This is a genomic window from Streptomyces botrytidirepellens (genome assembly GCF_003721215.1).
Lineage (GTDB): Bacteria > Actinomycetota > Actinomycetes > Streptomycetales > Streptomycetaceae > Streptomyces > Streptomyces himastatinicus.
Genome location: NZ_RIBZ01000312.1, coordinates 18,671 through 36,877, shown reverse-complemented (window position 1 = coordinate 36,877; position 18,207 = coordinate 18,671). Strand labels below are relative to the sequence as shown.

General features: G+C 70.9%; 19 protein-coding genes and 1 tRNA gene. 12 read left to right on the top strand and 8 right to left on the bottom strand.

The annotated features are described in order from the left end of the window. Nucleotides 1-100: 100 nt before the first annotated feature. Complete coding sequence (locus tag EEJ42_RS26480; RefSeq protein WP_123103632.1) at nt 101-1,177, bottom strand: glycoside hydrolase family 6 protein; 1,077 nt, start codon at nt 1,175-1,177, stop codon at nt 101-103. A gap of 14 nt (nt 1,178-1,191) precedes the next feature. Beyond that, entirely contained in the window at nt 1,192-2,247 is a 1,056-nt protein-coding gene (locus tag EEJ42_RS26475) for a S8 family serine peptidase (protein WP_246097405.1), read from the bottom strand. A 411-nt stretch (nt 2,248-2,658) separates the two neighbouring features. On the opposite strand from EEJ42_RS26475, the gene EEJ42_RS26470 reads away from it, so the two are divergent. From EEJ42_RS26470 to EEJ42_RS26425, 10 genes are all read left to right on the top strand, one after another. Then, nucleotides 2,659-3,159 carry a GtrA family protein gene (locus EEJ42_RS26470; RefSeq protein ID WP_123103628.1) on the top strand — a complete coding sequence of 167 codons (501 nt, stop codon included), beginning with the start codon at nt 2,659-2,661 and terminating at the stop codon, nt 3,157-3,159. After that, nucleotides 3,156-4,451 carry a glycosyltransferase gene (locus EEJ42_RS26465; protein WP_246097404.1) on the top strand — a complete coding sequence of 432 codons (1,296 nt, stop codon included), beginning with the start codon at nt 3,156-3,158 and terminating at the stop codon, nt 4,449-4,451. The genes EEJ42_RS26470 and EEJ42_RS26465 overlap by 4 nt, the downstream gene beginning before the upstream one ends. Beyond that, a complete protein-coding gene (locus EEJ42_RS26460; RefSeq protein ID WP_246097403.1) occupies nt 4,441-6,186 on the top strand; it encodes a glycosyltransferase family 39 protein in 1,746 nt (581 codons plus the stop codon). The genes EEJ42_RS26465 and EEJ42_RS26460 overlap by 11 nt, the downstream gene beginning before the upstream one ends. A 24-nt stretch (nt 6,187-6,210) precedes the next feature. After that, nucleotides 6,211-7,659, top strand: a complete 1,449-nt coding sequence (locus EEJ42_RS26455) for a hypothetical protein (RefSeq protein WP_246097402.1) — start codon at nt 6,211-6,213, stop codon at nt 7,657-7,659. Between the two features lie 134 nt (nt 7,660-7,793). After that, nucleotides 7,794-8,225, top strand: a complete 432-nt coding sequence (locus EEJ42_RS26450) for a hypothetical protein (RefSeq protein WP_123103622.1) — start codon at nt 7,794-7,796, stop codon at nt 8,223-8,225. A gap of 2 nt (nt 8,226-8,227) precedes the next feature. Next, on the top strand, nt 8,228-10,144 hold the full coding sequence (locus tag EEJ42_RS26445; protein ID WP_123103620.1) for a PAS domain S-box protein: 1,917 nt from the start codon (nt 8,228-8,230) through the stop codon (nt 10,142-10,144). Continuing rightward, nucleotides 10,141-10,818, top strand: coding sequence for a response regulator (locus EEJ42_RS26440; protein WP_123103618.1), 678 nt, complete (start codon nt 10,141-10,143; stop codon nt 10,816-10,818). Before EEJ42_RS26445 ends, EEJ42_RS26440 begins: the two co-directional genes overlap by 4 nt. Before the next feature lie 191 nt (nt 10,819-11,009). After that, entirely contained in the window at nt 11,010-11,699 is a 690-nt protein-coding gene (locus EEJ42_RS26435) for a response regulator (RefSeq protein ID WP_123103616.1), read from the top strand. Then, complete coding sequence (locus EEJ42_RS26430; protein ID WP_184503282.1) at nt 11,696-13,339, top strand: GAF domain-containing sensor histidine kinase; 1,644 nt, start codon at nt 11,696-11,698, stop codon at nt 13,337-13,339. Before EEJ42_RS26435 ends, EEJ42_RS26430 begins: the two co-directional genes overlap by 4 nt. Nucleotides 13,340-13,432: 93 nt before the next feature. Then, complete coding sequence (locus tag EEJ42_RS26425; protein WP_123103612.1) at nt 13,433-14,233, top strand: polyprenyl synthetase family protein; 801 nt, start codon at nt 13,433-13,435, stop codon at nt 14,231-14,233. Nucleotides 14,234-14,257: 24 nt separating this feature from the next. Here EEJ42_RS26425 and EEJ42_RS50340 read toward each other — a convergent pair whose 3' ends face one another. The 4 genes from EEJ42_RS50340 to EEJ42_RS26415 all read right to left on the bottom strand — a co-directional run bounded on the left by EEJ42_RS50340 (nt 14,258) and on the right by EEJ42_RS26415 (nt 16,282). Beyond that, the gene (locus EEJ42_RS50340) at nt 14,258-14,446 is read right to left on the bottom strand and encodes a hypothetical protein (protein ID WP_148082034.1); all 189 of its coding nucleotides are present in this window, start codon (nt 14,444-14,446) and stop codon (nt 14,258-14,260) included. A gap of 51 nt (nt 14,447-14,497) precedes the next feature. Beyond that, the gene (locus tag EEJ42_RS26420) at nt 14,498-15,640 is read right to left on the bottom strand and encodes a family 8 glycosyl hydrolase (protein ID WP_246097401.1); all 1,143 of its coding nucleotides are present in this window, start codon (nt 15,638-15,640) and stop codon (nt 14,498-14,500) included. Beyond that, nucleotides 15,637-15,807: a hypothetical protein gene (locus tag EEJ42_RS53150; RefSeq protein WP_234365058.1), complete on the bottom strand. Its 171-nt coding sequence runs from the start codon at nt 15,805-15,807 to the stop codon at nt 15,637-15,639. Before EEJ42_RS53150 ends, EEJ42_RS26420 begins: the two co-directional genes overlap by 4 nt. 64 nt (nt 15,808-15,871) lie before the next feature. Further along, on the bottom strand, nt 15,872-16,282 hold the full coding sequence (locus tag EEJ42_RS26415; protein ID WP_123103646.1) for a PRC-barrel domain-containing protein: 411 nt from the start codon (nt 16,280-16,282) through the stop codon (nt 15,872-15,874). A 132-nt stretch (nt 16,283-16,414) separates the two neighbouring features. Between EEJ42_RS26415 and EEJ42_RS26410 the strand changes: the two genes are divergently transcribed. Further along, nucleotides 16,415-16,582: a hypothetical protein gene (locus EEJ42_RS26410; RefSeq protein WP_009716824.1), complete on the top strand. Its 168-nt coding sequence runs from the start codon at nt 16,415-16,417 to the stop codon at nt 16,580-16,582. Nucleotides 16,583-16,684: 102 nt separating this feature from the next. Here the strand turns inward: EEJ42_RS26410 and EEJ42_RS26405 are convergent, their stop codons facing one another. Beyond that, on the bottom strand, nt 16,685-17,578 hold the full coding sequence (locus EEJ42_RS26405; protein ID WP_425472960.1) for an RNA polymerase sigma factor SigF: 894 nt from the start codon (nt 17,576-17,578) through the stop codon (nt 16,685-16,687). A gap of 229 nt (nt 17,579-17,807) precedes the next feature. Between EEJ42_RS26405 and EEJ42_RS26400 the strand changes: the two genes are divergently transcribed. Then, nucleotides 17,808-18,068, top strand: coding sequence for a hypothetical protein (locus EEJ42_RS26400; protein WP_123103606.1), 261 nt, complete (start codon nt 17,808-17,810; stop codon nt 18,066-18,068). Between the two features lie 64 nt (nt 18,069-18,132). Here the strand turns inward: EEJ42_RS26400 and EEJ42_RS26395 are convergent. Then, nucleotides 18,133-18,206, bottom strand: a tRNA-Thr gene (locus tag EEJ42_RS26395). Between the last annotated feature and the right edge of the window lies 1 nt (nt 18,207).

Below are 18,207 nucleotides of genomic sequence, written 5' to 3'. Positions count from 1 at the left end.
GTTATGTCCGTTTTGCGGGGGTGGTTCAGGGCATGCGAAGGGCCTCCGCGGGACCCGGGAGGGGTCCTACGGAGGCCCAGGAAGCCCTACGGAGGGCGGATCAGCCGGTCAGCCGGTACGCGTAGCCGGGGACGAAGACGCCCGCACCGGCCGCGCAGCCGTCCGCCTGCCCCGGCTGCTTGATCCACAAAAAGGCGTCGACCCCGGGGATCCCGGTGGCCGCGGTGGGGGCCCGGCCCAGCTTGCGGCCGGGCGGATCGCAGAACTGGTGCTTGGCGGTAGGCCCCGCCCCGTTGCGGCTGGTGTCGACCACGACCCCGAGCCGGGGGCGGCGCAGCTCCCGCAGCACGGACAGGCCGTAGCGCACCTCGTCGCCGGTGGCGTTGAAGTTGGAGACGTTGACCGCGATGCCGTCCCCGTACCGGTCGATACCGGCGTGCCGCAGCCGCCCGGCCATGGTGCGGGCGGGCTGCCAGCCGGAGTTCCCGGCGTCGTAGTAGACCCGGGCGCGCGGGGCCCGCTCCTGGAGCGTCCGGGCCGCGTACGCCAGCGCGGCGAACCGCTCCGCGCGCTGCCGCTTCCGCAGACAGCCCAGGTGGGCGAGGCCGTCCGGTTCGAGGACGACCAGGGCGGGCCGGTCGCCGATGCCCCGGGTGAAGGCGTCGATCCAGCGCCGGTAGGCGACACCCGCGTCCCCGCTGCCGCCGGAGCTGTACTGCGCGCAGTCGCGCTGCGGGATGGCGTATGCGACCAGCACGGGCAGCCGCCGCCGGGCCGCGGCCGTGCCCACCAGGCCCCGGGCCCGCTCCTCGACCAGCGACTCGTTGGTCTCGGTGAACCAGGCGGCCTGCGGCTGGGCGGCGATGCGCTTGCGGATGGTCGCCGCCCGCCGGTCGCGCGGATGGGCGCGCACCCAGGACGCGGCGGGGTTGTGCGGGTCGGTGTAGAAGCGCGTCGTCGCGGGATAGAACGGCTTCGCTACAGGGAGTGACCGGGTGAGGGCAGGGGTGTCCGAGGGCTCCAGCAGCGTACGCACCGTGGTGGCGGCCATCACGACCTCGGCCACCAGCACCATGACCAGCACCTGGGCAGCCATGCCGCGGCTCAGCCATGCGGTCCGGCGCGACCGCACCGGCGGGCGGGCCCGGTCGGCGCGGTCGCGCGGTCCGGTGAACATCGCCGGCTCCGCCGTCAGCTGTGGTGGGAGTTGCCGGGCGGCGGGCGGCGGCGGCTGATGAGCACCACGGCCAGCACCGCGAGCACGACCAGCACACCGGCCACTACCCCTATCGTGACCAGCGCGGATGTATCCCCGGACGCCTCGGAGGCGGCGGCCGCCTTGGTGCGGTGCGGGGAGGGGGCCGCGGTGGGCTCGGCGGAGGGCGGCGGCGCGGCCCGGTCCGCGAGCGCCTTGGCGGGGGCGATCACCCCGTAGCCGTAGCGCGGATCGTGGCCCGCGGAGCCCTTCCGGTCGGCCGTGTCGATCAGCTTCCGCACGATCTGGCGGGAGTTCCAGCGGGGGTGTTCCGAGCGCAGCAGCGCCGCCCCGGCGGCAACCCAGGGCGCGGCGTAGCCGGTGCCGTCGCCGGTCCAGTAGTCGTTGTTGCCCGCGGTGGTGAGGATGCCGACGCCGGGCGCGGCGAGCGTGATCGTCCCGCCGTGGTGGGAGGAGGTCCACACGGCGCCCTTCTTGTCGGTGGCCACGACGGCGACGACGCCGGGGAGGGCCGCCGGGTACGTGGGTTTGTTGCCGTCCTTGCCGTTGTCACCGGCGCCCGCCACGACGACGGCGTCCTGACCGGCGGCGTACGTCACCGCGGACTTCAGGTCGGCGCTCGGGCGCTTGAAGGACACGGCCACGTGGATGATGTGCGCGCCATGGCTCGCCGCATGGCGGATGGCCCGGGCGGTGGCTGTGACCTGGGGCTTTCCATTGCGGTACACCCCGAGGGGCATGACCCGGGCCCGGGGCGCGAGCCCGTACACCCCGTCGCCGCGGTAGTTGCGGCCGGTGCCGACGATGATGCCCGCGGCGTGGGTGCCCTGCTCGTCCTCGTTCCCGTCGTCCCGGGTGACGGGGCTGCCGCCGCCCGCGAAGTCCTTTCCGGCGGCGACCCGCCCGCGCAGATCCGGATGGGTCGCGTCCACCCCGGTACCGACGACCGCCACGGTCACTCCGGCGCCCTTGCTGAATTTCCATGCGCGCTCCGCCTTGAGCGCGGTGAGCGCCCATTCGGAATCGTGCAACGCACCGCTGTCGGAATCACTCGCCGCGGCGTCACCTGCCGCAGCCGGCGTGGCCAGTGCGAGGGTCATCGCTGCGATGACCACTCCGGCCCGGCCGGCGAATGGATGGCGTGACATCACGTGACCTGACATTACGTCACCTACTCTCGTCGCACGGGACGCAAGGCCGTCGGGCCCCTTTCATCTTGGGCAGCCCCCGGAAGTACTGACACCCGCGGGCGAGGGATCCGCCGTTCCCCTCTTCGGGGGAACGGCGGCGGGCCCGGAAAGCCGGCGCTCCCCGAAATGGGGGAGGAAAGAGGTCCGCCGAAGGTGCACTCACCGCTCCCCCGGGCGCGGGTACTACCTCCTTTGCGGGTGACGCACTCTGGGACTCGACGGCGATAAGAGCCTCCTGTCGAGGGAGTCGCGATGCAGCGTTTCCGAACGTTCAGTGAGCGCGCGGGAGAGCCGGGCGATCGAGCGGACGTGGCCACCGACAGGCGAAACGGAACCCCGGTCCGGGTCCGCTCGCCGCGGAAGAGGCCGGCGGGTCTGCCCGGTCTGGCGCTGCGCTTCGCGGTGGTCGGCGGGGGCGGTGTGCTGGTGAACTCGGCGGCGCTCTTCGCGCTCTACCACTGGGCCGGGCTTCCGCTTCTGGTGGCCTCCGGCATCGCGGTGGAACTCGCCGTGGTCCACAACTACCTGCTCAACGACCGGTGGACCTTCGCCGTGCGCACGCCGTCGGCCAGACGTTTCGTCAAGTTCAACGTATCCGTCCTGGGCGGACTGGCGGTCAACGTCGTTCTCGTCTGGTCGCTGGTGCGCTCCGGAATGTATCTCCTGCTGGCGAATTGCCTCGGCATCTCCGCCGCGTTCGCGGTCAACTTCGCCTGTAGTACGGGATGGGTTTGGGGGAGGCGGAGCCGATGATTATCCCCATCGTCTATCTGGTGCTGGTGCTGGTCTCTCTCCTGCTCACGGTGCAGTCGACCCACGTCCTCTACCTCATGCTCTACACCTGGGACCGGCGGGACGCCGAACGGAGGGCCAGGGCGCCGGACACCTTCATTCCGCCGCGGCTCTCCTTCAGCGTGCTGCTGCCCGCCCGGCATGAGGAAGACGTCATCCAGTCCACCATCGAGCGAGTGGTGCGCGCCGACTATCCGGCCGAATTGCTGGAGGTCTTCGTGATCTGCTCACAGGACGACGACGGCACCGTGAAGAAGGCCGAGGAGAAGATCGAGCAGCTGGCCCGGGAAGGGCTGCACAACGTGCGGGTCGTGGTCTTCGACGACGAGCCGATCAACAAGCCGCACGGGCTCAACACCGCCCTGCCGCAGACCGCCAACCAGGTGGTGACCATCTTCGACGCCGAGGACGACATCCACCCGAAGATATTCCGGCTCGTCAACACCGTGATGGTGAAGGAGCGGGTCCGGGTGGTGCAGGCGGGCGTCCAGCTCATGAACTACCAGTCCAATTGGTATTCCACGCTGAACGTCCTGGAGTACTTCTTCTGGTTCAAGAGCCGGCTGCACTACCACGCCCACCACGGCTCCATCCCGCTCGGCGGCAACACCGTCTTCTTCGCCCGCGAACTGCTGCTGCGGCTCGGCGGCTGGGACGACCGCAACCTCACCGAGGACGCGGACATGGGCCTGCGGATCTCGGCCATGGGCGAGCGGGTGCGCGTGGTCTACGACGACCGGTACGTGACCAAGGAGGAGACGCCGCCCACCCTCGGCCACTTCATCCGGCAGCGCACCCGCTGGAGCCAGGGCTTCATGCAGACCCTGAAGAAGGGCACGTGGAAGAAGATGCCGACGCGCAAACAGCGCTGGCTGGCCTTCTACGTGCTGGTGTTCCCGCGCGGGCAGGCGTTGCTCGGCCTCTATCTGCCGATCTCGCTCGGCATGATCCTGATCCTCAAGGTGCCGGTGCTGATCGCGCTCTGCTCGTATCTGCCCGTACTGCTGCTGGTCGCGCACTTCCTGGTGCAGATGGTCGGCCTGTACGAGTTCACCGGCGCCCATGGCCTCGAGGCCTCGCCGAAGGCCGTCCTCCGGATGGCGATCGCCTGGTTCCCGTTCCAGATGGTCCTGGCGTACGCGGCGCTGCGGGCCATGCGGCGGCAGCTGGCCGGCCGCCACGACTGGGAGAAGACGCAGCACGTGGGCGCCCACCGGGGCTCGACCGAGGAGGCGGAGTCGCGTGTCGCATGACCCCGTGCCCAGCAGGGCACCCTCGAACCCGCCGGTCGCCGTCGGCAAGAACGCCGACCGGGCCGATCAGAACGCAGACCAGGATCAGGCCGCCCCGCAGCGGCCCCCGGCGCGGCGCCGCCGCCGGTTCTCCGTGGAGCGCGGCTGGTTCCCGCCGCTGGGGACCGCCGGGAAGATCGCCCTCGCGGTCTCCCTGCTGACCGGAGCGCTCACCCACGGCTACCACCTGTTCCGCTACCCCCTCTACCTCACCGACGAGGGCATCTACATGCAGCGGGCCTGGTCGCTGGTGCGCGAGACCAGCCTGTCCCCGTACACCTACGACTACGACCACGCCCCGGCGGGCTGGATCACGCTGGCCGGCTGGGTCTTCCCGCTGCCGCAGCAGTTCGAGACGTTCGGCAACGCGATCAACACCGGTCGCTTCCTGATGCTGCTGGTCCACGTGGCGAGCGTCTATCTGCTGTTCGAGATCACCCGGCGGCTGTCGGGCAGCGTGCTGGCCGCCACCGTCGCCGCGTTCTTCTTCAACGTCTCGCCGATCGCGGTCTACTACCAGCGGCAGGTGCTGCTGGACAACCTGATGATGTTCTGGCTGCTGCTGGGCCTGTTCGCCCTGCTGCGCCGGGAGACCACCATCAGGTCGGTGTTCGGCGGCGGGGTGGCCCTGGGGCTCGCGCTGATCACCAAGGAAAACGCGATCTTCTTCGTGCCGAGCTTCATCTATCTGCTCTACCGGCGGATCAAGGGATCGCCGAGCCACCGGTTCCTGCGGACGCTCTGGCCGTTCGCCGCGGCGGCCCCGATCGGCGCCTATGTGACGTACGCGCTGCTCAAGAACGAGCTGCTGCCGAGCAGTTTCGACTTCGACCTGAACAACCCGCCCGCGGACCACGTCTCGCTGCTCTACACCCTGTGGTGGCAGCTCAACCGCAGCCAGGGCAACCTGCTCAGCCACGACGGGCTGCTGTACACGAGCTGGCTGATGCGCGACTCGTTCATGCTGATGGCCGGGTTCGGGGCGATGCTGCTGTGCCTGTGGTGGGGGCTGCGGGACCGGCAGCGCAACCTGGGCTACCTGATCATCGGGACCCTGGCCTTCGGCTACACCTTCTACCTGCTGCGCGGCAGCGTGGTGCTGGACTTCTACGTCACCCCGCTGATCCCCATGTTCGCGATGAGCATCGGCATGGCCGTGGACCGGCTGCTGAAGGCCTCGTTCAAGAACCGCTTCGTGCGGGGAGCCCATTCGCTCGTCCGGGTCGGTGCGCCCTCGCTGGTCGTGGTCGTCCTACTGATGTCACCGTCCTCCGGATATCTGGTGCACACCAATACCGAGGGCGTCGTACAAATCGCGGACCAGTACCAGTCGAAGCTGAACCTCACCAAAATGCAGCATGATCAAATCGCCTGGGTGCGCAAACACGTCCCGTCCAACGCACGCATCATCATGGACGACGACCTCTGGGGAGAGCTGCACGATGTGCGCCCGTTCTACCCGTACGCGCATTCCCACTGGAACGCCGCATCCGACCCCGATGTGCGCGACAAGCTCTTCAAAAAGAGATGGCAGAACATCGACTACATCATCATGTCGAACAAGATGCGCAAGTCGATGGCGACAAACAACGCCGACGGGCGCGAGAACTGGATCCTCAAGGCCCTCCAGAATTCCGACCGGGTCTGGTCGAGAATCCAGGGCAACATCAAGCTCGAAATCTACCGGGTGCAATAGCCGCGGGAAGAGGAGGTGAAGGCCATGCCTGAGTACGACGACGACTGGGATGTTCCGGAGGACAGGGATGTTCCCGAGTACGAGGAGAATTCCCCGGCCGGGAACGACCCGGGCGACAAGCACAAGAAAAAGCTCACCTGGAAGACGGTCCTGCTCGCTCTCGTGGTCTTCGCGATCGTCGGATCGCTCGTGCAGGTGATCGCGCGCGGTGGCTTCGGTGGCGCCCTCGACACCACCGGCAACGGAGGCGGCGGCACCCCGAAGAAGGGGCATCCGCAGGAGCGGCAGGAGGTACGGCCGCCCAAGCAGCCCAAGACCATCAAGCTGGGCAACCAGCGCATCCCGCAGGCGTCCGGCCCGATCATCGTGCTCAACCCGGGCCTGGTGACCCCCGGCGGCAAGGCGACGATCGAGGGCGGCGGCTTCGGCAAGAAGTCCACCGTGGACCTGCTGCTCAAGGCCCGGGCTTCGGACACCAAGGGCCGGGCGATCGGCAGCGTCAAGACCGACCGCTACGGCTCGATCTACGCCCGGTTCACCGTGCCCGAGTCCAACAGCGGACGGCCCGCCACCCTCGTCGCCCAGCAGCGCGGCAGCGCCAACACGGCCGAGGCCAAGGTGATCACCGGCGGCGCGGTCGGCACCGCGCGGATCAACAAGATGGTCGGCCGCCCGGGCGACGTCGTCTCGGTCAGCGCCCACGGCTTCCGGCCCAGCGAGTCGATCGACGTCTTCTGGGGACGGACCACCGGCACCCCCGTCACCACGCTGCACACCGACAGCGGCGGCAGCGTGGGCCGCGCGGACATCAAGGTCGGGGTGGCCCCGACCGGCAACAGCACGCTGGTCCTGGTGGGCAAGCGCAGCAAGACCACGGCGACCGCGCCGTTCCAGATGCTGGCCATGTACCCGTCGATGAAGTCCAAGCCGTACGCGCTCAAGGCCGGTCAGCGGATCACGCTGTCCGCCAACAAGTTCGCGCCCGGCGAGCGGGTCCTGGTCTACATCAACCGCAACAGCGGGCTGCCCGCCTTCACCGCCCAGGCGAACGGCATGGGCCAGATCCGCGACGTGGCGTTCAACGTGCCGTTCGGGCTCAAGGGCCGCCAGACGCTGATGGCGATCGGCGACCAGAGCCGGGCCGTGGTGCGCTCCGGATTCACGGTGCTGCCGTACTCCCCGTCCGCCGAGCCCAGCGCCTTCGGCGGCAGGGCGGGCACCACGCTGAGCTTCTACGTCGCGGGCTTCGCCCCGGGCGAGACGGTGGTCGCGTACGCCGGGTCCGGCTCCACCGGGCAGCGGAAGATCGGGACCTTCCAGGTCGACGAGCGGGGCAAGGCGTCGGCGGTGGGCTCGTACCGGATCACCGCGGCCGACGAGAACGGCGTCGCCTTCCAGCTCGTCGGCCAGAAGAGCGGCGGTATCGCCAAGGCGAGCATCAACATGTCCTCGGGCCACGGACAGAACGATTAGGTACGCCGGTGACGCCGGTGACGTCGGCGAAGACGCCCGAGCGGGAACGTGGGCCGGTCCGTCCGGCGGCCTCGGGGGCCCGGGGCCCACGTTCGCGATAGTCCGGAGATGTACCATGCGTCCTGGAGTGTCCTATGAGTATTATTTTCGGCCCTAACTCGCGAAGAGTCCTCCAGTTCCTGACCCATATCGAGGACCTCTCCCCCGAAGAAATCGACCGGGTGGCCGATCTGTGGAAGCAGACCTCCAGCCAGACCCGCGCCGAAGGATGGGCGGAGGTCCACCGCACCACGACCGACGAAGAGCGGTACCGCATCCTCGTGGCCGCCGCCGTCGCGCGCCGGGCCGCCCTGGACGCGGCCCGGAACCACCGGCGTCACGACTGGGCCTTCTGGGCCGCGGTGTGGGACGCCGCGGCGGCGGTCGCCGTGTGCGATCGCATCGGAAGCCACTACAACGTGCTGGTCGCGCCGCTCGCCGCGGTCATGCCGTCGCTGTCGCACTGCCGGCGCGATGAACTCAGCACCCGCGAACTCCAGGGTGCCGTCCTCAAGGGAGGTGGGTAGCGATGGGTGACGAGCGGATCGACGTTGTGGTGGCCGATGACGACCCGGCAGTCCGGGAAGCCCTCGCGGACCTCATCGACTCCCACCCCGACCTGGAACTCGTGGGCCTCGCCATCGACCACGAGCAGGCCGTGCACGAGGCGGTCCTCCACCACCCCCGCGTCGTGATCATGGACGTGCACATGCCCAAGGGCGACGCCCCGGGCAGCGTCCGCGCCATCCGTGACCAGGCCCCCGACGCCCGCGTGGTCGCGCTGTCCGCCCACGGCGACCGCGAGACCGTCCTCAACATGCTCGCCGTCGGCGCCACCGGCTACCTCGTCAAGGGCACCCCCGCCGAGGAGATCCTCGAGGCGATCAACAGGGCCGCCCGCGACCAGTTCTCCATGTCCGCCGATCTGCTCGCCGACTGCGCGGAGCCGCTGCGCCGCGCCGACCGCGCCTCCTGGCGCTTCGAGGACCTGGTGGGCGGACGGCTGGAGGAGTCGTATGTGGACCTGCTCGGCCACGCCCCCTGCGGCGTGGTGGTCCTCGGCTCCCGCGGCCGGATCGAGTTCGCGAACGCCCACGTACGGCACATGTTCGGCTACAGCTCGGCCGAGCTGCGCGACAAGCGGCTGCGGGACCTCGTCCCCGAGCGCTACCGCACCGCCTCCGAACAGCTCGTCGGCCGGGTGTTCAGCGCGCCCTCCGCGATGGCGGGCCGCCGCCGGGACGGCACCGAGTTCCCCGCCCAGTTCAGCGGCGGCCATCTCCAGGGCAAGCGGGCCCGCGGCGTCGTCTTCGTCGCCGACCTGAGCCAGCTGCGGGCCGCCGAGAGCCGGTTCCGCCAGCTCATCGAGTCCTCGCCGGACGCGATGATGATCGTGGACGCCGCCGGGCGCATCCAGGCCGTCAACAACCGCACCGAGGCCCTCTTCGGCTACGACCGCGACCACCTCATCGGCCGCGCCGTCGAGGCCCTGCTGCCCGACCAGCCGCTGACCATCTCGCTGCGCGAGTGGGACGAGTCCGAGGAACCGCTCGGCCACAGCATGGAGCTGGTCGGCCGGCGCAGCGACGCCAAGCAGTTCCCGGCCGACGTCAGCATCAGCCCGCTGCGCACCGAGGAGGGGCTGATGACCGTCCTGACCGTCCGGGACATCACCGAGGTGCAGCGCGCCCAGTTCGTCCTGGAGCGCAGCCTGGAGCTGCTGGAGGTCACCGACCGGGACCGGCAGGCCCTGCTCAGCCATCTCGTCCACGCCCAGGAGGTCGAGCGCGGGCGGATCGCCGCGGACATCCACGACGACACCATCCAGGTGATCACCGCGGCCAGCCTCCGGCTCCAGCAGCTGCGGCGGCGGCTGCGGGACCCGGAGGAGCAGCGGGTGATGGACAAGCTGGACGAGACCCTGAAGCTGTCGCTGAGCCGACTGCGGCAGCTGATCTTCGACCTCCGCCCGTCCAGCCTGGAGCACGGCTGCCTGGCCGCCGCGCTGCGCGGGCTGCTGGAGCAGATCCGTACCGAGACCGGGCTCACCTACCGGCTGGAGGACCGGCTCGCGGCCAAGCCGCCCGCCGAGACCATGGCGCTGATCTACCGGACCGCGCAGGAAGCCCTGATGAACGTGCGCAAGCACGCCCGGGCGAAGACGGTGCACGTCCAGCTGCTCGGGCTGGACGAGGGCTGTCTCGTACGGATCGTCGACGACGGCCAGGGCTACAACCCCCTCGAAGTCGAGTCCCGCCCGGGCCACCTCGGGCTGTCCCTCATCCAGGAGCGCGCCCAGATCGCGGGCGGCTGGTGCCGCATCGAGAGCGCCCCGGGCACGGGCACGACCGTCGAGTTCTGGGTGCCGCTGGGCGATCCGCCGGTCCCGGCCCTCGGCGCGTCGTCCCTCGGCTGCCCGTCCTCGGAAGGGGAACCGGAGCCGTGACCGCCCCGGCGGAGCTGACCAAGGTCCTGATCGTCGAGGACCACCGGGTGGTCGCCGAGGGGCTGTGGGCGCTGCTGGCCGAGTACGGGGACCTGACCGTGGTCGGGTGGGCCGACTCGGTCGCCGAGACCGTGCCCATGGCCAAGGAGCTGTCCCCCGACGTGGCCCTGATCGACTTCCGGCTGCCCGACGGCACCGGGGCCGACGCGGCCGCGGGCATCCGGGCCCATGACCCCTCCTGCGCGATCGTGATCCTCAGCGCCGACGCCAGCGACTCCGCGCTGCTGGCCGCGGTGGAGGCGGGGGCCTGCGGCTATCTGCTGAAGTCGGCGAGCGGCGACGAGATCGCCTCCGCGATCCGCTCCGCCGCCGAGGGCGAGACGCTGATCCCCGCCGGAACCCTGGTGGAGGTGCTGTCCCGGCACCGCGAGTCGGCGCGCTCGACCGCCGAGCAGACCGGTCGGCTGGAGAGCCTGACCCGGCGCGAGCAGGAGATCCTCACCCTGATGGGCCAGGGCCTGGACAACCGGGCGGTCGCGGAGCGCTTGCTCATCAGCTACGCGACCGTGCGCACCCATGTGCGCAAGATCCTGGAGAAGCTGGAGGTGCGCTCGCAGCTGGAGGCGGTCGCCAAGGCCACCGAGTGGGGTTTCCGGCCCGTCGAACCGGAGTGAGGGCCGGGGCTGCCCGGCCCTCTGCTGTCTCCGCCAACCGGGGACGGACGAATGGGGGACGAAATCCCCCGACTGATGGAATTCCGGACACCGCTCACCGGGTTCCCCTCCCGTGCGCACCCCCTGCGCGCAGCTGGACGCTCCGTTCCGTTGTTCCCGTCGTTCTCCTTTTCGTGGGCAGGTGAGTCAACGTGGCGCTTCGCGTTCTGATCGCAGACGATCATGCGGTGGTCAGGCAGGGCCTGCGCATGATCCTGGGACTCGACAACGAGATCAAGGTGGTCGGCGAGACGACCAACGGCCGCGAGGCCGTACGGCTGGCCCGGGAGCTGTGCCCCGATGTCGTCCTCATGGACCTGCTGATGCCCGTGATGGACGGGGTGTCGGCCACGGCGGAGATCCGCCAGGACATCCCCGAGGTCGAGGTGGTGGCGCTGACCAGTTCCCTCGACGACGCCATGGTGATGGGCGCCGTACGGGCCGGGGCGATCGGCTTCCTGCTGAAGAACGCCGAGGCCGACGACCTGAGGAACGCGGTGAAGGCCGCGGCCGCCGGCCAGATCCACGTCTCCCCCGCCGCGATCTCCCGGCTGATGGGCCAGGTCCGCGAGCCGAGCGGACCCGAACAGCTCACCGAGCGGGAGACCGAGGTGCTCACCATGCTGGCCCGCGGCAAGGCCAACAAGGAGATCGCCCGCGATCTGCGGATCGGCCAGCAGACCGTGAAGACGTACGTGAGCCACATCCTGACCAAACTCGGCGTGCACAGCCGCACCCAGGCGGCGGTGTACGCGGTGCAGTCGGGCCTGGTGCCGGCCGGTGAGCTGACCCCGCCCGAGGCGGTGGAGTCCCCGACGAGGGAGCAGTGGTGGTCGGCGTGATCGCGTTTGAGATCCATGGGCACCGGTACGGGTGCGGATGCGGCCGGGGATACGGCTTCCCGTTCCGCTGGCGGGGGCGCCGCGCGGCGCTCGCCGAGGTCACCGGGCAGGTCCTGGCGGGCGAGCCGGGCGACGAGGTGCTGAGGCTGATCGCCACCCGGCTGCGCGAGCTGCTGGGCGCCGACCTGGCGCGGGTGATGGTGCTGGAGCCGGGCGACGTCCTGGCGGTACGCGCCACCGACGGCACCCCGGACGCCATCCCCCGCGGGCTGCTGACCCCGGGCGGGTCCGCGCCCGCCCGCAAGGCGATCCGCGCCGGACGGCCCACGGTCTCCGGGGGCGAGCGCCAGTCCCCCTTTCGCCGGGTCCCGCACGACGCGGCCCTGACCTCCGTACTGGACGCGCCGCTGCTGGTGCGCGGCCAGGTCGCGGGCGTGATCGAGGTCGCGACGAGGCGCGGCGGCCGGCGGCTCACCCGGGCCGACGTGCGGACCGTCCGGATGTTCGCGGAGCCCGCCGGACTCGCCGTGGCCCGGCTCCGCGGCCGCGAACAGCTGCGACGCGTCGCCGCCACCACCGCCGCGGCCGCCGGACAGGGTTCCGTACGGCGCACCCTGGACTCCCTGGCCGCGGGCGCGGTGGCCCGTACCACCGCCGCGAGCTGCACCGTCTACCTCCTGGAGCCCGGGCCGGGCGCCGTCCTGCGCATGGCGGGCGGCGGCCACGGGCACACCCCGCCGTCCCGCAAACCCGCACTGGAGGCGATCGCGGGCGGCGCGCCCGTGATCCACGAGGGCGAGTCCGGGACCGGGGAGGCCCCGGCGCGGGGCGCGGTCGCCGCCTGGCCGCTGCTGCGCGAGAGCACCGTGATCGGCGCGATGTGCTGCCACTTCCCGGCGGGCCGCCGCCCCGGCGAGACCGACATGACCGTCTTGGAGGTGATCGCGGGCCACGCGGCGTGCGCGGTGGAGGACGACCGGCAGCGCGCGGCCGCCCGGGAGACCGCGGTACGGGAGGAACGGCAGCGGGTCTCCCGGGAGCTGCACGACTCGGTCTCCCAGGCGCTGTACGGCATCGCCCTGGGCGCCCGTACCGCCCGTGAACTGCTGGAACGCGACCTGGCCGAGCCGACCGGGGTCGCCGAGCTGGCCCAGCTCGCCGAGCCGATCGAGTACATCAGGCGGCTCGCGGACGTCGCCATCGCCGAGACCCGCACCCTGCTGTGCCAGCTGCGACCCGAGCACCTGGAGGCCGAGGGCCTGGTCGCCGCGCTCACCCAGCACGTGGAGACGCTGCGGGACCGGTACGGCATCACGGCCGAGGCGACCCTCGGGGCCGAGCCGGAGACCACACCGGAGGCCAAGCACGCCCTGTACCGGATCGCGCAGGAGTCGCTGCACAACATCGCCAAGCACTCCCGGGCCCGGAACGTCACCCTCCACCTGCTCAGCGGCCCCGGCACGGTCACGCTGACCGTGGCCGACGACGGCGTGGGCTTCGACTCCCAGGGCACGTTCCCCGGCCACCTCGGGCTGCTCTCCATGCGGGAACGGGCCCGCGAGGTGGGCGGCACCCTGCTCGTGGACAGCCGCCCGGGACAGGGCAGCCGGATCCGGGCCACCGTCCCGGCCGAGCCCTGAGCCGAACCCGAGCGACATATGAGACATTGCTGACCTCTGGCCCTGCTGATCTCTGGCCATGGTGATCTCTCACCCTTGTGAAGGGAGCCCCGGGTGACCGTCGTCGGGAACCACACGCGGGAACCGGACCTGCGGGCCGCGCTGGCGGCGGTCGAGGAGGTCCTCGTGGAGGCCACCCGCAGCGACGTGCCGTTCATCTCCGAGGCCGCCCGCCATCTGGCACGCCCGGGCGGCCTCCGCTTACGGCCGCTGCTGGTGCTGCTGGCCGCCCGGTTCGGCGACCCGGACGCACCGGGCGTGGTGCCCGCGGCGGTCGTCGTCGAGCTGACCCACCTGGCGACGCGCTACCACGACGACGTACGGCACGAGGCGAAACCCACCGTCGCCGTCCTCATCGGCGACTTCCTCTTCGCCCGCGCCTCCCGCCTCCTGGCCGGGCTGGGGCCACGCGCCGTACGACTCCAGGCCGACGCGTTCAAACGCCTGGTCAGCGGCCAGATCCTGGAGACGACCGGCCCTCGCGACGGCCACGACCCCGTCGCCCACCACCTACGGACCCTGGCCGCCCGCAGCGGCGCCCTCACCGCCGTCTCCGGCCGCCTCGGCGCGCTGACCTCCGGCGCCACGGAGGAGATCGCGGACACCCTCGCGGTGTACGGCGAGCGGCTGGGCGTGGCCCGCCACCTCGCCGCCGAACTGCGCTCCCCGGTCCACGGCGCCCCCACCCTGCCGGTCCTGCTCTCCGGCGACCCGACGGCCCCGGCCACGACCGAGGCCCGCGACGAGGTGCTCCGCCAATGCGCCGCAGCCCGCGCGGCCCTCACCCCCCTCCCACCCGGCCCGGCCCGCACGGCCCTGGCGGAACTGTGCGACGCGGTGGCCGAGGCCACCTGACGCCGACAGCCGCTACGGCCACTCTCACGACGGCCGCTCGCCCCGTGACAGCGCCTCCCCGAACCGCCGCAGCCGGGCCAGCGCCCCGGGGTCCAGTGGCTCCCGCCGCCGCACCAGCGCCCGCGCCACGGCCCGCCGCACCCCCGCGCCCGCACCACCACACCGGCACGCGCCCGCACCCGTGCCCTCTTTCGGTCCCCTGTACGTCTCCACCTCACGGGAACCCCGCCCGGCGCCACCCGATTCCACCGCCGGGGGACCGCGCTACGGCGGCCACCAGTTGCGGCTGACCACCAGCATCGCCTGCAACTGCACGCTCGCCGAGTAGTACCGGTCCGGTACCGGCGGCGACGCCGCCATCCACTCCCACAGCGCGTCCAGCCACTCCTGCCCGCCGCCGCCCGCCATCGCCGCCACCCCGAACGGCGCGACGAACGCCCCGGACGCGCCCTCCCCGTACGCCGCGCCGTCCAGCCGGTACCCGCACCGGATCCGGCCCGGATCACCGTGCGTCGCCGCGCGCATCCACCGCCCCATCCGCCCGGCCGCCGCCCGCGCCCGTGCGTCGCCGCTCACCACCGCGTCCACGCCGATCCGCCAGGGGTCGCGGCAGGCGTTCCAGTGGTGGTCACCGTCGTGCTCGCTCTCCAGCACCCGCCCCGGCGCCGGCTTCGGATCGCTTCCCGTGTCCACGACGAAGTCCGGCAGCAGCCCGGTGTCCGGCGCGTACTGCCGCTGCAACGCCCCCACCAGCGACAGATGCGTGTCCAGCGCCTCGCCCCACCGCGGGTCCCCCGTCACCACCCGGAAAGCCCTGAAGTGGCCGGGCATCCAGTCCGAGGTGCGGGAGACCTCGTCGAAGTGGCCCGAGGACCAGTCGCCGAGCTTGATCGGCCCGCCCGCCGCGGGCAGCTCCGTCTCCCGGAGGGCATCGATCCGGCGGAGGGCCCGCGCCCGGTAGCCGCCGCCCCACTGCCGGTCCGCGAGCAGCAGCCCGTACGCGATGTCCAGGTCACCGTCGGTCGCGGAATTCGCCCCTCCGACGTCCCGCCCCGCATCGTCCTGCTGGGCGGCGTGCAGATCGGGATGACCGGAGGACGGATGGGCGAGGACATACCGGAAAATCCCGTCGAAGACGTCCCGGGCATCGGGGTCGGCGCCCGCCATCAGCGCGCTGATCACCATGCCGTACCCCTGCGCCTCGGCGACGTACGGATACGCGGCGTCGGGGGCGTACACCGCGCACGCATCATCGCCCCGGGGCCGTACGAAATGGCTCTTCCACAGCCGGTAGTGCTCCAGAACCCGCTGGTCGGCCGCCGCCGGGTCGCCGGAGAGCCGCAGCGTACCGGGGGCGTACGGAAAGGAATGGACGCCGAACGGAACACCGACCCGCCCGGTCCTCATCGCAGTGGCCGCCGCCGCGCCCGCCGGGACCAGTGCACGGCCAGGAAGATCACATCGGCCACGAACACCGCCACGCCGACGATCAGCAGATAGCTCAGCCCGTGCACCACCGTGCCGATGAGCCCGAGCACCATCGCCACGATCACGAAGAAGAGGAAGAGAGCCACCGCGCGACACCTCCCGTCCCTCAGGGACAACCGCTCCCCGAGGACAACCGCCCGCGCGCCCCCGTCAGCGGCGGGCGAGCCGCCGCTGGCCGCCCGCGCCCGCCTGGTACGCCTTGCCGTAGTACTGGAAGATCGCGCCCTCCTCGTCGGCGNCCGCCTGGTACGCCTTGCCGTAGTACTGGAAGATCGCGCCCTCCTCGTCGGCGGGCAGCACATCGTCCGCACCCAGCGCCGGGGCCTTCTTCACCATCGTCCGCGCATACGCCACCTTGACGTAGCCCGGCCCCACGATCGCGTCGTCCACGGGAACGAAGACCAGGCGGTGCCGGGTGGGCATCCCGGTACGGACCGTCGCCATCTCGGGCTGGTCGGTCGACGTCGACACGTAGACCGACTCCAGCGCACCGATCTTGCGCCCTTCGTCGTCCACGACATCGCGGTCGCGCCACTCACGGATATCAGCCGGCTGGATCATGACCATCACCCTCTGCCCTGGCCGCCCTCTACACCTCCAGACTGCGCCTCGCGACGGCGTTCGACAACTGATCGAAATGATCAGGCGTGTGCCATACGCGGAGGGGTACTCGGGCGGCGGAGGTTGATAATCATGGTCCCCCTTCTCGTGGTACTGCTTCTCGCGCTCCTCCTCTTCGGTGCCGGGTTCGCCCTGAAGGCACTGTGGTGGATCGCCGTCATCGTTCTCGCGGTCTGGCTGCTCGGCTTCATCGTCCGTCCCACGACGGGTGGCCGCAGGGGACGCTGGTACCGCTGGTAGCACGCCACAAAGAAAGCGGGGCCCGACCGGATTCCCGGTCGGGCCCCACTCATACGCTCATCGAGCTTCGCTCGAGCTGGTCGGCCTGGTCGGCCTGGCGGCCTAGTCGGCCAGCATCCCGCGCCGCAGCCGCGTCAGCGACTTCGTGAGCAACCGCGACACATGCATCTGGGAGACACCCAACTCGGCGCCGATCTCGGACTGGGTCATCTCCTCGCCGAACCGCATCTGAAGGATGCGCCGGTCCCGCTCCCCGAGCTGCTCCACCAGCGGCTTGAGGGCGTGCAGATTCTCCACGACCTCCATCGCGGGATCGACCTCACCGATCCGGTCCGCATACGTGGTGACGCGGGTCGCACCGGTCTCGGGGTCGGCGGGCGCGTCCAGCGACGAGGTGCTGTAACCATTGCTGGCCACCAGCCCGTCGAGGACCTCGTCCTCGCTCAGGTTCAGATGCTCGGCCAGCTCGGTCGTCGTCGGCGACCGGTCGAAGCGCTGGAACAGCTCCTCGTTCGCCTTGGCCAAGTCGATCCGCAACTCCTGCAACCGGCGCGGCACATGCACCGCCCAGCTCGTGTCGCGGAAGAACCGCTTGATCTCACCGACGATGTACGGAACGGCGAAGGTCGTGAACTCGACCTCGCGGCTCAGGTCGAACCGGTCGATCGCCTTGATCAACCCGATCGTCCCGACCTGGACGACGTCCTCCATCTCCACCGAACGATTACGGAACCGCCGGCCGGCGTACCGCACCAGCGACAGGTTCAACTCGATCAGGGTGTTCCGCACGTACTGGTAGTCGTGCGTCCCCTCTTCCAACTCGGTGAGCCGGTCAAGGAAGACCTTGGTCAGCGCACGAGCGTCCTGTGGCGTCACCTTGGTCGGGTCCGCTACGGCCGGCAGCCCCACAACCCCACACGTCCGCTCAGCCTCCCCTGCCGTCAGCTCTGACGAATCCACGGTTGCCGTGCCGTTCACTTCGCCCTCCCTGCCCATCGGCTTGCTTCGGCTGAACGAGGACCCGCCTACCCAGCATTCACACCCCCATGCCCAATTCATCGGGCGACAAGGAGAGACCCGCGGGCGACCGGGACCCGTCTTCCGTCCAACTGACCTGGCCACCCGCCCTGTTGGGCGGCTCCCCCAAAGATCGCCGCCCGCGGCGAACCGCTGACCTCCCCCAACTCGTCTACGACGGTGACCAGCTAGGAAAGGTGAGAACTCGATGGGTTCCATGTTCACTGTCGTGGTGGCCGCCGTGATCGGCGCGGCGGTCATCTCGCTCATCGTCAAAGCGACCAGGACCGGACCGACGAACACCCCGCTCGGCGGCAGGCGCCGCGGCTCCAACAGCTGGTGGACCGGCGGCAGCGCCGACGGCTCCTCCTGCGGCGGAGGCTCCTCGTGCGGCGGCGGCTCGTCCTGCGGAGGCGGAGGCGGCGGCGGTGGCGGCTGCGGCGGAGGCGGTGGCGGTGGCGGCTCCTGAACAAGGCGCGAGACGCCCAACAAAAAGCCCAGGTCACACGATGTGTGACCTGGGCTTCAGGATGAGCCGCCTAAGGGAATCGAACCCTTGACCTACGCATTACGAGTGCGTCGCTCTGGCCGACTGAGCTAAGGCGGCA

Excerpts from the sequence above, each read along its gene's own strand:
- EEJ42_RS26410 (WP_009716824.1), top strand. The coding sequence starts at position 16,415 with ATGGTCCCCCTTCTCGTGGTACTGCTTCTCGCGCTCCTCCTCTTCGGT.
- EEJ42_RS26465 (WP_246097404.1), top strand. The coding sequence starts at position 3,156 with ATGATTATCCCCATCGTCTATCTGGTGCTGGTGCTGGTCTCTCTCCTG.
- EEJ42_RS26480 (WP_123103632.1), bottom strand. The coding sequence starts at position 1,177 with ATGTTCACCGGACCGCGCGACCGCGCCGACCGGGCCCGCCCGCCGGTG.
- EEJ42_RS26405 (WP_425472960.1), bottom strand. The coding sequence starts at position 17,578 with ATGGGCAGGGAGGGCGAAGTGAACGGCACGGCAACCGTGGATTCGTCA.
- EEJ42_RS26445 (WP_123103620.1), top strand. The coding sequence starts at position 8,228 with ATGGGTGACGAGCGGATCGACGTTGTGGTGGCCGATGACGACCCGGCA.
- EEJ42_RS26400 (WP_123103606.1), top strand. The coding sequence starts at position 17,808 with ATGGGTTCCATGTTCACTGTCGTGGTGGCCGCCGTGATCGGCGCGGCG.
- EEJ42_RS26420 (WP_246097401.1), bottom strand. The coding sequence starts at position 15,640 with ATGAGGACCGGGCGGGTCGGTGTTCCGTTCGGCGTCCATTCCTTTCCG.
- EEJ42_RS26470 (WP_123103628.1), top strand. The coding sequence starts at position 2,659 with ATGCAGCGTTTCCGAACGTTCAGTGAGCGCGCGGGAGAGCCGGGCGAT.
- EEJ42_RS26450 (WP_123103622.1), top strand. The coding sequence starts at position 7,794 with ATGAGTATTATTTTCGGCCCTAACTCGCGAAGAGTCCTCCAGTTCCTG.
- EEJ42_RS26455 (WP_246097402.1), top strand. The coding sequence starts at position 6,211 with ATGCCTGAGTACGACGACGACTGGGATGTTCCGGAGGACAGGGATGTT.